The sequence below is a fragment of the Enterobacter sp. UPMP2052 genome, from assembly GCF_053709675.1.
Window position 1 is genome coordinate 143,055 of sequence record NZ_JBSKJR010000003.1, and the last position, 12,652, is coordinate 155,706.

General features: G+C 57.8%; 12 protein-coding genes and 1 riboswitch. Of the genes, 8 read left to right on the forward strand and 4 right to left on the reverse strand.

What is annotated here, in order from left to right:
* Positions 1 to 75: 75 nt before the first annotated feature.
* From leuA to leuD, 4 genes are read left to right on the forward strand one after another with little or no spacing between them, the layout of a single operon-like run.
* Complete coding sequence (gene leuA / locus ACWKX3_RS12645; RefSeq protein ID WP_006173874.1) at positions 76 to 1,647, forward strand: 2-isopropylmalate synthase; 1,572 nt, start codon at positions 76 to 78, stop codon at positions 1,645 to 1,647.
* Entirely contained in the window at positions 1,647 to 2,738 is a 1,092-nt protein-coding gene (leuB, locus tag ACWKX3_RS12650; protein ID WP_058609675.1) for a 3-isopropylmalate dehydrogenase, read from the forward strand. The genes leuA and leuB overlap by 1 nt, the downstream gene beginning before the upstream one ends.
* Positions 2,739 to 2,740: 2 nt before the next feature.
* Positions 2,741 to 4,141: a 3-isopropylmalate dehydratase large subunit gene (gene leuC, locus ACWKX3_RS12655; RefSeq protein WP_058609674.1), complete on the forward strand. Its 1,401-nt coding sequence runs from the start codon at positions 2,741 to 2,743 to the stop codon at positions 4,139 to 4,141.
* 10 nt (positions 4,142 to 4,151) lie between these two features.
* The gene (gene leuD / locus ACWKX3_RS12660; RefSeq protein ID WP_454541898.1) at positions 4,152 to 4,757 is read left to right on the forward strand and encodes a 3-isopropylmalate dehydratase small subunit; all 606 of its coding nucleotides are present in this window, start codon (positions 4,152 to 4,154) and stop codon (positions 4,755 to 4,757) included.
* 91 nt (positions 4,758 to 4,848) lie between these two features.
* Here leuD and ACWKX3_RS12665 read toward each other — a convergent pair whose 3' ends face one another.
* From ACWKX3_RS12665 to sgrT, 3 genes are all read right to left on the reverse strand, one after another.
* Positions 4,849 to 5,001, reverse strand: a complete 153-nt coding sequence (locus ACWKX3_RS12665) for a Hok/Gef family protein (RefSeq protein WP_010427008.1) — start codon at positions 4,999 to 5,001, stop codon at positions 4,849 to 4,851.
* A gap of 217 nt (positions 5,002 to 5,218) precedes the next feature.
* A complete protein-coding gene (locus ACWKX3_RS12670; protein ID WP_454541899.1) occupies positions 5,219 to 6,397 on the reverse strand; it encodes a sugar efflux transporter in 1,179 nt (392 codons plus the stop codon).
* 119 nt (positions 6,398 to 6,516) lie between these two features.
* Entirely contained in the window at positions 6,517 to 6,669 is a 153-nt protein-coding gene (gene sgrT / locus ACWKX3_RS12675) for a glucose uptake inhibitor SgrT (RefSeq protein ID WP_042319274.1), read from the reverse strand.
* A gap of 88 nt (positions 6,670 to 6,757) precedes the next feature.
* Here sgrT and sgrR point away from each other — a divergent pair, with 88 nt between their 5' ends.
* The 4 genes from sgrR (at position 6,758) to thiQ (ending at position 11,836) form a co-directional block, all read left to right on the forward strand.
* Positions 6,758 to 8,413, forward strand: a complete 1,656-nt coding sequence (sgrR, locus tag ACWKX3_RS12680; protein WP_006173883.1) for an HTH-type transcriptional regulator SgrR — start codon at positions 6,758 to 6,760, stop codon at positions 8,411 to 8,413.
* Positions 8,414 to 8,449: 36 nt separating this feature from the next.
* A riboswitch (TPP riboswitch) is annotated at positions 8,450 to 8,550 on the forward strand.
* A 31-nt stretch (positions 8,551 to 8,581) separates the two neighbouring features.
* Positions 8,582 to 9,565 (forward strand): thiamine ABC transporter substrate binding subunit, encoded by a 984-nt coding sequence (thiB, locus tag ACWKX3_RS12685; protein ID WP_006173884.1) that lies wholly within the window; start codon positions 8,582 to 8,584, stop codon positions 9,563 to 9,565.
* Positions 9,541 to 11,151 carry a thiamine/thiamine pyrophosphate ABC transporter permease ThiP gene (thiP, locus tag ACWKX3_RS12690; protein ID WP_454541900.1) on the forward strand — a complete coding sequence of 537 codons (1,611 nt, stop codon included), beginning with the start codon at positions 9,541 to 9,543 and terminating at the stop codon, positions 11,149 to 11,151. Before thiB ends, thiP begins: the two co-directional genes overlap by 25 nt.
* Positions 11,135 to 11,836, forward strand: a complete 702-nt coding sequence (thiQ, locus tag ACWKX3_RS12695) for a thiamine ABC transporter ATP-binding protein ThiQ (protein ID WP_006173887.1) — start codon at positions 11,135 to 11,137, stop codon at positions 11,834 to 11,836. Before thiP ends, thiQ begins: the two co-directional genes overlap by 17 nt.
* Positions 11,837 to 11,867: 31 nt before the next feature.
* Here thiQ and ACWKX3_RS12700 read toward each other — a convergent pair whose 3' ends face one another.
* A complete protein-coding gene (locus tag ACWKX3_RS12700) occupies positions 11,868 to 12,635 on the reverse strand; it encodes a DedA family protein (protein WP_006173888.1) in 768 nt (255 codons plus the stop codon).
* Positions 12,636 to 12,652 lie beyond the last annotated feature (17 nt).

Genomic DNA, 12,652 nt, shown 5'->3' on the forward strand with positions numbered 1-12,652 from the left:
CTAAGAACCCGCGCCACTGCGCGGGTTTTTTTATGCTCGTAGCAAGGCGCCCTAAGACAGACAGGGACCTAACCCATGAGCCAGCAAGTCATTATTTTCGATACGACATTACGCGACGGTGAACAGGCGTTGCAGGCAAGCCTGAGCGTGAAAGAAAAACTGCAGATTGCGCTGGCCCTCGAACGTATGGGCGTTGACGTGATGGAGGTCGGTTTCCCGGTCTCTTCACCGGGCGATTTCGAATCGGTACAAACCATCGCGCGCACCATCAAAAACAGCCGCGTCTGCGGTCTGGCGCGCTGTGTTGAGAAAGACATCGACGTGGCGGCCGAGTCGCTGAAGGTAGCTGAAGCCTTCCGAATTCATACGTTTATCGCCACCTCTCCAATGCACATTGCCACTAAGCTGCGCAGCACGCTGGATGAGGTGATTGAACGCGCGGTATATATGGTTAAGCGTGCGCGTAACTATACGGATGACGTTGAATTCTCCTGTGAAGATGCGGGACGTACGCCGATTGAGGATCTGGCGCGCGTGGTGGAAGCCGCAATCAACGCGGGAGCCAAAACCATCAACATCCCGGACACCGTCGGCTACACCATGCCGTTTGAATTTTCCAACATCATCACCGGCCTGTATGACCGCGTGCCTAACATCGATAAAGCGATCATCTCCGTTCATACCCACGATGATTTGGGTCTGGCTGTCGGCAACGCCATTGCGGCCGTTCACGCCGGGGCGCGTCAGGTAGAAGGCGCGATGAACGGGATCGGCGAACGCGCCGGTAACTGCTCGCTGGAAGAGGTCATCATGGCGATTAAAGTGCGTAAAGACATCATGAATGTGAATACGCGCATTAATCACCATGAAATCTGGCGCACCAGCCAGACCGTAAGCCAGATCTGCAATATGCCGGTCCCTGCCAACAAGGCGATCGTTGGCACCGGCGCGTTTGCGCACTCCTCCGGTATTCACCAGGACGGCGTCATCAAGAACCGTGAAAACTACGAAATCATGACCCCGGAATCCATCGGCCTGAACCAGGTTCAGTTGAACCTGACCTCACGCTCTGGTCGGGCAGCGGTGAAGCACCGTATGGAAGAGATGGGTTACAAAGACAGCGATTACAACATGGACCAGCTGTACGACGCGTTCCTGAAGCTGGCGGATAAAAAAGGCCAGGTCTTCGACTATGACCTGGAAGCGCTGGCGTTCATCAACAAACAGCAGGAAGAGCCAGAGCATTTCCGCCTGGATTACTTCAGCGTGCAGTCCGGCTCAAGCGATATCGCCACCGCCTCGGTGAAACTGGCCTGCGGTGAAGAGATTAAAGCCGAAGCGGCCAACGGCAACGGCCCGGTGGATGCCATTTATCAGGCAATCAATCGCATCACAGAGTATGACATCGAGCTGGTTAAGTATGGCCTCAGCGCCAAGGGGCACGGTAAAGATGCCCTGGGTCAGGTTGATATCGTCGTCAATCACAATGGCCGCCGTTTCCACGGGGTTGGTCTGGCAACGGACATCGTTGAATCCTCTGCCAAAGCGATGGTTCATGTCCTGAATAACATCTGGCGCGCCGCTGAAGTGGATAAAGAGTTGCAACGCAAAGCTCAGAATAAAGAGAACAACAAGGAAACCGTGTAATGTCGAAGAATCACCATATTGCTGTGTTACCGGGCGACGGTATTGGCCCGGAAGTGATGGCACAGGCGCTGAAAGTACTGGAAGCCGTTCGCTCGCGTTTTGCGATGAAAATTACCACCAGCCACTACGATGTGGGCGGTGTCGCCATCGATAATCAGGGTACGCCACTGCCAAAAGCCACGGTTGAAGGCTGCGAAAATGCCGATGCCGTGCTGTTCGGCTCCGTAGGTGGCCCTAAATGGGAACATCTGCCACCAGCAGAGCAGCCTGAGCGCGGTGCGCTGCTGCCGTTGCGCAAACATTTCAAATTGTTCAGCAACCTGCGTCCGGCGAAGCTGTACCCGGGGCTGGAAGAGTTTTGCCCGCTGCGCGCGGATATCGCCGCTAACGGCTTCGACATTCTGTGCGTGCGTGAGCTCACCGGCGGGATCTACTTTGGTCAGCCGAAAGGCCGTGAAGGCAGCGGCCAGCATGAAAAGGCGTTTGATACCGAAGTCTATCACCGCTTCGAGATCGAGCGGATCGCCCATATCGCGTTTGAATCCGCACGCAAGCGCCGTCACAAAGTGACCTCAATCGATAAAGCGAACGTACTGCAATCCTCAATTTTGTGGCGCGAAATCGTCAGCGACGTTGCCAGACAGTACCCGGACGTTGAGCTGTCGCATATGTACATTGATAACGCGACGATGCAGCTGATTAAAGATCCGTCCCAGTTTGACGTACTGCTCTGCTCCAACCTGTTCGGCGACATTTTGTCGGACGAGTGCGCGATGATCACCGGCTCCATGGGGATGCTGCCTTCCGCCAGCCTCAACGAAGAGGGCTTTGGCCTGTACGAACCAGCGGGCGGCTCTGCTCCGGATATCGCGGGTAAAAACATTGCCAACCCGATTGCGCAGATCCTGTCGCTGGCTCTGCTGTTGCGCTACAGCCTTGATGCAGGCGAAGCCGCGACGGCCATTGAAAACGCCATCAACCGCGCGTTAGAAGAAGGCATCCGTACCGGCGATTTGGCGCGCGGCACGGCGGCAGTCAGTACCGATGAAATGGGCGACATCATTGCCCGCTATGTTGCTGAAGGGGTCTAATCATGGCGAAGACGTTATATGAAAAGTTGTTTGATGCCCATGTCGTTTATGAGGCGCCTGACGAAACCCCACTGCTGTACATTGACCGTCATCTGGTACACGAAGTGACCTCTCCACAGGCATTTGACGGCCTGAGGGCGCACAAGCGCCCGGTACGTCAGCCGGGCAAGACCTTTGCCACGATGGATCACAACGTCTCCACCCAGACTAAAGACATCAACGCCTCAGGCGAGATGGCGCGGATCCAGATGCAGGAGCTGATTAAGAACTGCAACGAGTTTGGCGTTGAACTGTACGACCTGAATCACCCGTATCAGGGCATCGTCCATGTGATGGGGCCTGAACAGGGCATTACCCTGCCGGGGATGACCATCGTCTGCGGCGACTCCCATACCGCCACCCACGGCGCGTTCGGCGCACTGGCGTTCGGGATTGGGACCTCTGAAGTTGAACACGTGCTGGCGACCCAGACCCTGAAGCAGGGCCGCGCCAAAACCATGAAGATTGAGGTGAAGGGCAAAGCCGCTCCGGGCATCACCGCGAAAGACATCGTTCTGGCCATTATCGGTAAAACCGGCAGCGCGGGCGGCACCGGCCACGTTGTCGAGTTCTGCGGCGAAGCCATTCAGGCCCTGAGCATGGAAGGTCGTATGACCCTGTGCAACATGGCGATTGAGATGGGGGCGAAAGCGGGTCTGGTTGCGCCAGACGAAACTACTTTTGACTACGTGAAAGGCCGCCTGCACGCCCCCAAAGATCGGGATTATGCCGATGCGGTGGAATACTGGAAAACCCTGAAAACCGATGACGGCGCGGTCTTCGACACCGTGGTCACCCTGCAGGCGGAAGAGATTGCCCCGCAGGTGACCTGGGGAACCAATCCCGGCCAGGTGATCTCCGTTAACGATAATGTGCCGGATCCGGCCTCTTTTGCCGACCCGGTAGAGCGTGCCAGCGCGGAAAAAGCGTTGGCCTATATGGGGCTGAAACCTGGGGTTCCGCTGACCGATGTCGCGATCGACAAAGTGTTTATTGGTTCCTGCACCAACTCGCGTATCGAAGATTTGCGCGCCGCAGCCGACATTGCCAAAGGCCGCAAAGTGGCACCCGGCGTGCAGGCGCTGGTCGTGCCTGGCTCCGGCCCGGTGAAGGCGCAGGCGGAAGCCGAAGGTCTGGATAAGATCTTTATCGACGCGGGCTTTGAGTGGCGTCTGCCCGGCTGCTCCATGTGTCTGGCCATGAACAACGACCGCCTGAATCCGGGCGAGCGCTGCGCCTCCACCAGCAACCGTAACTTTGAAGGCCGTCAGGGCCGCGGCGGGCGTACCCATCTGGTCAGCCCGGCAATGGCCGCTGCGGCAGCCGTCACCGGCCATTTCGCCGACATTCGCAGCCTGAAATAAGGAGACAATCATGGCAGAGAAATTTACCCAACATACGGGCCGGGTTGTCCCTCTGAATGCCGCCAACGTTGATACCGACGCGATCATTCCCAAGCAGTTTTTGCAGAAAGTGACCCGGACCGGTTTTGGTGCGCACCTGTTCAATGACTGGCGGTTCCTTGACGACAAAGGTGAAGTTCCGAACCCTGAGTTCGTTCTGAACTTTCCTGAATTCAACGGCGCCTCGATTCTGCTGGCACGTGAAAACTTTGGCTGCGGTTCCTCACGTGAACACGCGCCGTGGGCGCTGACCGACTACGGCTTTAAGGTGGTTATCGCCCCGAGTTTCGCGGACATTTTCTATGGCAACAGCTTTAACAACCAGCTGCTGCCGGTGACGCTGAGCGATGAACAGGTCGATGAGTTATTCGCGCTGGTGCAGGCGAATCCGGGCATGTCGTTTGAAGTGGATCTGGAAGCGGAAGTGGTCAAAGCCGGCGATAAAACCTACAGCTTCAGCATTGACGCGTTCCGTCGTCACTGCATGCTGAACGGGCTGGACAGCATCGGCTTAACGCTGCAGCACGAAGCCGCCATTTCCGAATACGAGAAAAAACAGCCTGCGTTTATGGGCTAAAGGCAATGGCCCGCAGAATGCGGGCCATTGATAAGGGTGCGTTGAGGCTCAACCACTCTGGAGAGGCGGGGACACTTCCCCGCCAATACCGCTAACGTTTTGCTTCGTAAGCCAACACTGCCGCCAGCTCTGTTTTCTCCTGTCTGAAATGCAATTCACATAGCGAATCGCGCACCATCCAGGTGAAGATCAACAGCGTCGTACAGATCAAAAACAAACCTAACAGCAGAGTACGTTTTGGCATTCCAGCCTCCTTATTGCTTTTCGGCAACGAAGAGACTAACCTCGCAATGATGGTTGTGAAGTTGGTCTCCCCATCAGTTTTATTGATGTGGGACTCTCCACTGTTTGCCTCTTGCGAAAGCCTGAGGCAAACAGCCTCAAGCACCCGTCACGCACTCTATTCCCCTTCTCAGCATCTGTCAGAAAGTCATTTCATTTCGTGAAGCCGCCTTCCAGAATCAGACGTCTTTTACCCGGCACGTCAACACCAGCGTCACGACCGAGATGCCCGCAATCACCCAGTACACCACAGCGTGCCCGTAGCTTTGCGACAACGCGCCCTGAATAACCCCTGCCAGTATCACGCCCGTTGAAATACTGTTGGTAAACAGCGTCGTGGCCGACCCGGCGCGTCCCGGCATCAGGTCCTGGAACCAGAGCATCCCTATCCCGGCAACGATCCCGATAAACACGGCGTTGAACAGCTGCAGTGCCAGCAGCGCATCACGCGAGTGAAAGAGGATCAGCCCAAGGTAGAACAGCACCCCAGCCGCCACGGCGACAATCATCATCCGGCGTTTTCCAAAGCGCTTCACGTAATACCCGGCCAGGATCATCGCCGGGATTTCCAGCCCGGCGGCCGTTCCCATCAGGATCCCCGCAAGCCTGTCAGGCAGGCCCAGATCGCTGCTTACCCACAGCGGCATGTCGATGATGTACATGGTGTTGCAGGTCCACATCAGGGTAGAGGCAATAAACAGCACGCGCACGTTCTTATCCTGCCAGCCGCTTACCTGGGTGATCGGTTTATCCGTTATCTGTTCAACCCGTGCGACCGAGGGCAGCGCGAAGGCTATCAGCGCAAGGCTAATCACAAAAATCCCGGCGGCGATGGAAAACATGACGGTAAAACCGTAATTCAGCGCCAGCATGAACGCCAGCGGCGGGCCGATGACCCACGCCAGAGAGAGTTGCGCACGCATCACCGAACTGAACATCACCACTTCGCGCGCCGAGTTATCGGCATATTCGCGAGCCAGCGCAAACAGTTGTGGCATGGCGGTATTGGCCAACGAAGCCAGCAGCACGCCGCAGGTAATGAGCGTCAGGTAGTGACGGTTGAAGGCAAACAGCAAGGCATTCCCCACCGCCATGGCACAGCAGAACAGGATGAGCCGGCGGCGATCGCCCTGGCTGTCCGATCGTTTTGCCAGCCACAGGCTCACCAGGATCCCGGCGATGGCGTTAACGGTATAAAACAGGCCGACCCAAAACGGCTGCGCGCCCACTTCGCGGCTGAGGAACAGGCTCAGCGTCGGAGCCTGTAGCGCCCCAGCAACGCCCATCATAAAGGCGACCAGCATAAAAGCGGCGTACACGCCGTTCAGGCGTCGCCCCATTGTCATCAACCAGAGCATGCGCAAATCCTTATGAAAGCAAAACGAATTGGGCGAAATAGTAAACGAAAAAAGCCAGCAAAAACATTTTGCTGGCGGGTGATTAGCACCAATACTCAGTCACACATGATCGAGGCGAGTTAGCGAGAAGAGGTCGATTTCGTAACGTCCCACTGCATCAGTTCTTCAAGCATTTTCAGCCGTTGCTCTGCACACTGGCGGGCCAGCCAGGACACACCCTGTGTCGCTAAAAAATACTGTTGATAAAACTGACGTGCGGTAGACCTCTTCATAATTTACCTCCTCGCTTCATCAGGGAGAATTATTGGCTTAATATAGGGATAAATAAATTGCTGATTTTTTGTCAGGAGTTCCCCTTTTATGCCGTCCGGTCGTCTGCAACAACAATTCATTCGCCTCTGGCAGTGCTGCGAGGGCCAGTCGCAGGAGACCACGCTTAACGAGCTGGCTGATTTGCTTAACTGTTCCCGACGCCATATGCGCACGCTGCTCAACACCATGCAGCAGCAGGGCTGGCTAAACTGGGAAGCAGAAGCCGGACGCGGCAAGCGCTCGCGTCTGACCTTTCTCTATACCGGCCTCGCCTTGCAGCAGCAGCGGGCGGAGGATCTGCTGGAGCAGGACAGAATCGATCAGCTGGTGCAGCTGGTCGGTGACAAGGCGGCGGTGCGCCAGATGCTGGTCTCGCATCTCGGGCGGAGCTTCCGCCAGGGCCGTCACATTCTGCGGGTGCTGTACTACCGTCCGATGAAAAATCTGTTACCGGGAAGCGCCTTACGCCGCTCGGAAACGCACATGGCGCGGCAGATTTTCAGCGGCCTGACGCGCATAAATGAGGAAAACGGGGAACTCGAAGCCGATATTGCGCACCACTGGCAACAGCTTTCTCCGCGCCACTGGCGCTTCTTTTTACGTCCCGGCATCCATTTCCATCACGGTCGCGAGCTGGAGATGAGCGACGTTATTGCCTCGTTAGAACGCGCCCGCAAGCTGCCGCTCTATTCGCATATCACCCGTCTTCATTCACCGACGGCCTGGACGCTGGATATTGAACTGTCGCAGCCGGATCAATGGCTCCCCTGGCTGCTGGGCTATGTGCCGTCGATGATTTTGCCCGCCGAATGGGAATCACTGAACAACTTTGCCAGCCTGCCAATCGGCACCGGCCCGTATGCCGTTTCCCGCAATAACAGTAACCAGCTCAAGATCCGCGCCTTTGATGACTACTTTGGCTACCGGGCGTTAATCGACGAGGTGAACGTCTGGGTACTGCCGGATATCACTGAAGAGCTGAGCGTGGGGCTGACGCTGGAAGGCCCGACGACCGGGGAAAAAGCCGTGGAGAGTCGCCTCGAAGAGGGCTGCTACTATCTGCTGTTCGACAGCCGCACCCACCGTGGTGCAAACCTGGAGGTTCGCCAGTGGATCAGCCACGTTCTTGCCCCCGCGAACCTGATTTATCACGCGGAAGAGCAGTACCAGTCGTGGTGGTTCCCGGCGTATGGGCTGCTTCCCCGCTGGCACCACGCGCGCCCGGTGCACGCTGAAAAGCCTGCCGGGCTGGAGTCCATCACCCTGACTTTTTATCGCGAGCACGTCGAGCACCGGTTTATCGCCAGAATCATGCACAGGCTGCTCGCCGCCGTGGGGGTGACGCTGGAGATCAAAGAGGTCGATTATGACGAATGGCATCGCGGTGAGGTGGTCAGCGACATCTGGCTGAACAGTGCTAACTTCACACTGCCGCTTGATTTCTCGCTCTTCTCGCATCTTTATGAAGTGCCGCTGATCCAGCACTGTATCAACCGGGACTGGCAGCAGGACGCCGCCCAGTGGCGGGCGGGCGAAATGAATCTGGCCGTCTGGTGCCAGCAGCTGATGGCGGAGCAGGCAATCGTTCCGCTGATCCACCACTGGCTGATGATTCAGGGGCAACGCAGTATGCGCGGCCTGCGGATGAACACCCTCGGCTGGTTTGATTTTAAATCCGCCTGGTTTGCGCCGCCGGAACCATAACGCTTTCGAAATATTCACCAAATCATTACAATGCTGTCGTTCTCAACGGGGTGCTGCATCACTGATGTGCGCTGAGATAATACCCGTCGAACCTGATCCGGATAACGCCGGCGAAGGGATTTGAGGCTGTCGCTCAAAATCCTTTGCCACTCAACTTTGAGGTGCAAAGTGTTAAAAAAAGTTCTTCCCCTGCTGGCGCTGTTTGCGCTGCCTGCGTTTGCTAAGCCCGTTCTGACGGTCTACACCTACGACTCCTTCTCTGCCGACTGGGGCCCAGGCCCGGTGGTGAAAAAAGCCTTTGAAGCTGACTGCGGCTGCGAGCTGAAATTCGTGGCGCTGGAAGACGGCGTCTCGCTGCTCAACCGTCTGCGTATGGAAGGTAAAAACAGCAAAGCCGACGTCGTGCTGGGCCTCGATAACAACCTGCTGGACGCGGCCACGCAAACGAAGCTGTTTGCCAAAAGCGGCGTCGCGGCAGAGGCCGTTAAGGTGCCGGGCGGCTGGAAAAACGACACCTTCGTACCGTTCGACTACGGCTACTTCGCGTTTGTATATGACAAAAACAAGCTCAAGAATCCGCCAAAAAGCCTGAAGGAGCTGGTTGAAAGCGACCAGAAATGGCGCGTGATTTATGAAGATCCGCGCACCAGCACCCCCGGGCTTGGCCTGCTGCTGTGGATGCAAAAAGTCTACGGCGATAAAGCGCCTGACGCGTGGCAGAAACTGGCCGCCAAAACCGTTACCGTGACCAAGGGCTGGAGCGAGGCTTACGGCCTGTTCCTGAAAGGGGAAAGCGATCTGGTGCTGAGCTACACCACCTCTCCGGCCTACCACATTATCAGCGAGAAGAAAGATAACTACGCCGCCGCCGATTTTGCCGAAGGCCATTATCTGCAGGTGGAAGTCGCCGCGCGTACCGCCGCGAGCAAACAGCCGGAGCTGGCTGAGAAGTTCCTGAAATTTATGGTCTCCCCTGCGTTCCAGAATGCCATTCCGACGGGCAACTGGATGTACCCGGTTATCGACGTGACGCTGCCCGCGGGCTTTGACACCTTGACCAAACCGCAAACCGCGCTGGAATTTACACCGCAGCAGGTTGCCGCAGAGCGCGGTACATGGGTAAGTGAATGGCAACGCGCCGTCAGCCGCTGATCCCTGGCTGGTTACTCCCCGGGCTACTCGCCGCCATGCTGATGGTGACGGTCAGCCTGGGTGCCTTTCTTGCGCTGTGGCTGAACGCGCCCGAGAGCGACCTGCTCGCGCTCTGGCATGACAGCTATCTCTGGCACGTCGTCCGCTTCTCCTTCTGGCAGGCGTTTCTCTCGTCGATGCTCTCGGTGGTGCCAGCCATCTTCCTGGCACGCGCGCTCTATCGCCGACGTTTCCCCGGCAGACAGGCGCTGCTGCGCCTGTGCGCCATGACGTTGATTCTGCCCGTGCTGGTGGCAGTGTTCGGGATCCTGAGCGTCTATGGCCGCCAGGGCTGGCTCTCCTCGCTGTCTGGTCTGCTAGGCCTGGAGTGGACCTTCTCCCCTTACGGGCTGCAGGGCATTCTGCTGGCGCACATCTTTTTTAATATGCCGATGGCAACCCGGCTCTTTTTACAGGCGCTGGAGGCCATTCCGGGCGAGCAGCGGCAGATTGCCGCCCAGCTCGGGATGCGAGGCTGGTCGTTCTTCCGCTTCGTTGAGTGGCCGTGGCTACGCCGCCAGATCCCGCCCGTTGCCGCGCTTATCTTTATGCTCTGCTTCGCCAGCTTCGCCACCGTGCTCTCCCTCGGCGGTGGCCCACAGGCCACCACCATTGAGCTGGCGATTTATCAGGCCCTGAGTTACGACTACGATCCCGGGCGTGCCGCGCTGCTGGCAATCGTGCAGATGATGTGCTGCCTGGCGCTGGTTCTTCTGAGCCAGCGCTTAAGCAAAGCCATTCCTCCCGGCAGCAATCAAATTGCGGGCTGGCGCGATCCGCAGGACAGCACGCACAGCCGCATTACGGACGGCATTCTGATTGTGATGGCGCTGTTACTGATGCTCCCGCCGCTGATCGCGGTTGTCGTCGATGGCTTAAATCCGGCGATGGCGTCCGTGCTGCAGCAGCCGGTTCTGTGGCAGGCGACGTGGACCTCGCTGCGCATCGCGCTGGCCGCCGGTCTGCTGTGCGTCGTTCTGACCATGATGCTGCTCTGGAGCAGCCGCGAACTGTACGCCCGCCACGCACGCAAGGCCGGACAAGCCCTTGAGCTGACGGGGATGTTGATCCTCGCGATGCCGGGGATCGTGCTGGCGACGGGCTTCTTTTTACTCTTTAACAGCACCGTCGGCCTGCCGGAAAGCGCAGACGGTATCGTGATTTTTACCAACGCCCTGATGGCCATTCCGTATGCGCTGAAGGTGCTGGAAAACCCGATGCGCGATATCAACAGCCGCTACGGTTTGCTGTGTCAGTCGCTGGGAATGCAGGGCTGGCGTCGGATAAACGTCGTCGAACTGCGCGCGCTGAAGCGCCCGCTGGCCCAGGCGCTGGCCTTCGCCTGCGTGCTGTCGATTGGGGATTTCGGCGTCGTCGCCCTCTTCGGCAATGACGATTTCCGCACGCTACCGTTCTGGCTGTATCAGCAAATTGGCTCTTACCGTAGCCAGGACGGGGCTGTCACCGCGCTATTACTGCTGCTGCTGTGCTTTGCGTTATTTACCGTTATCGAAAAAATCCCGGGGCGTAATGTTAAAACTGACTGATGTAACCTGGCTGTACCAGCATCTGCCGATGCGTTTCACGCTGTCCGTTCGACAGGGCGAAATGATTGCAGTCCTTGGCCCGAGCGGTGCCGGGAAGAGTACGTTGCTCAACCTGATTGCCGGTTTTCTGCAACCGGCCAGCGGGTCAATCATGATTGAAAACCGGGACCATACCCGCACGCCCCCGGCAAAGCGCCCGGTGTCGATGCTGTTTCAGGAAAATAACCTGTTCACGCATCTGACCGTGCGACAAAACATCGCCCTGGGGATGAACCCGGGCATGAAGCTGAACGATGCACAGCGTCATAAGCTTGATACGATCGCCGCCCAGATGGGGATCGCCGACTTCATCGACAGGCTTCCCGGCGAACTGTCCGGCGGCCAGCGTCAGCGGGTCGCACTGGCGCGCTGCCTGGTTCGCGAGCAGCCGGTGCTGCTGCTGGATGAGCCGTTTTCGGCGCTCGACCCGGCCCTGCGTCAGGAGATGCTCGCGCTGGTGCAGGACGTCTGCCAGCGCCAGCAGCTCACGATGCTTATGGTATCCCATAGCATTGAAGATGCGGCGCGGATTGCGCAGCGATCGGTGGTGGTCGCCGAGGGGCGGATTCTGTGGGATGGGGAAACGGAAGAACTGCTGAGCGGTAGAGCGGGGGTGTCTTCACTGCTGGGCATTCATGCGGTCTGAGGCCCTCTCCCACAGGGAGAGGGAAAAAAGATTAACGGCTTACCACCTTCAGCAGGATCTCACCGTATACCGGCATCATCGGGTGGCGAATCAGCGCCACCAGTGCCACTACCGCCACACCCAGCGTCAACGGGGCCAGCCACAGCAGGCGAGTGCGCGGTAGATAGCGCGTCAGGCGATCGGTACTGGCTTTCGCGCTGCGCCATAACCGCCAGCACAGCCATACCGCCAGCCAGAGCAGCACAGCTGTTCCCAGCAGCAGCCACTTAAACTCCCCGCTTTGCATCCCGTCAGGGATATCGATTGCCGCCCCCGCGAGGATCCCTGGCAGGAAGTAGAACGGCGGCCAGAAGACGCAGCCGATGATGTTCGGCACCACGAATTTCGCCACGGGCAGATCGAGCATGCCGGCCACCATTGGCACCAGCGGACGCGTTGGTCCGACAAAGCGCCCCACCAGAATCGTAAACATGCTGTGTTGATGCAGCGCGTGCTCGGTTTTATCCAGCAGCGCTTTGTTCTTTTTCATGAACGACCAGCGGTGCAGCGGTTTCTTAAAGCGCCAGCCCAGCCAGAAGGAGATCCAGTCTCCCAGCAAACAGCCGATGATCCCGGCCATCCACGCCTGCCAGAAATTGACCTCACCGCTGCCGATAAGCGCACCAAGCCCCGCCATCATCACGGTGCCTGGCAGGATCAGCCCCACCAGCGCCAGCGATTCCAGAAACGCCACCAGCGCCACGGCGATGAGCGAGTACATAACGGACTGGGTGATAAAATGTTCCAGCAATGCCTGCATAACTATTCCGGTCAGAA

Coding starts and splice junctions, on each gene's coding strand:
- leuA (WP_006173874.1), top strand. CDS start 76: ATGAGCCAGCAAGTCATTATTTTCGATACGACATTACGCGACGGTGAA.
- leuB (WP_058609675.1), top strand. CDS start 1,647: ATGTCGAAGAATCACCATATTGCTGTGTTACCGGGCGACGGTATTGGC.
- leuC (WP_058609674.1), top strand. CDS start 2,741: ATGGCGAAGACGTTATATGAAAAGTTGTTTGATGCCCATGTCGTTTAT.
- leuD (WP_454541898.1), top strand. CDS start 4,152: ATGGCAGAGAAATTTACCCAACATACGGGCCGGGTTGTCCCTCTGAAT.
- ACWKX3_RS12665 (WP_010427008.1), bottom strand. CDS start 5,001: ATGCCAAAACGTACTCTGCTGTTAGGTTTGTTTTTGATCTGTACGACG.
- ACWKX3_RS12670 (WP_454541899.1), bottom strand. CDS start 6,397: ATGCTCTGGTTGATGACAATGGGGCGACGCCTGAACGGCGTGTACGCC.
- sgrT (WP_042319274.1), bottom strand. CDS start 6,669: ATGAAGAGGTCTACCGCACGTCAGTTTTATCAACAGTATTTTTTAGCG.
- sgrR (WP_006173883.1), top strand. CDS start 6,758: ATGCCGTCCGGTCGTCTGCAACAACAATTCATTCGCCTCTGGCAGTGC.
- thiP (WP_454541900.1), top strand. CDS start 9,541: ATGGCAACGCGCCGTCAGCCGCTGATCCCTGGCTGGTTACTCCCCGGG.
- thiQ (WP_006173887.1), top strand. CDS start 11,135: ATGTTAAAACTGACTGATGTAACCTGGCTGTACCAGCATCTGCCGATG.
- ACWKX3_RS12700 (WP_006173888.1), bottom strand. CDS start 12,635: ATGCAGGCATTGCTGGAACATTTTATCACCCAGTCCGTTATGTACTCG.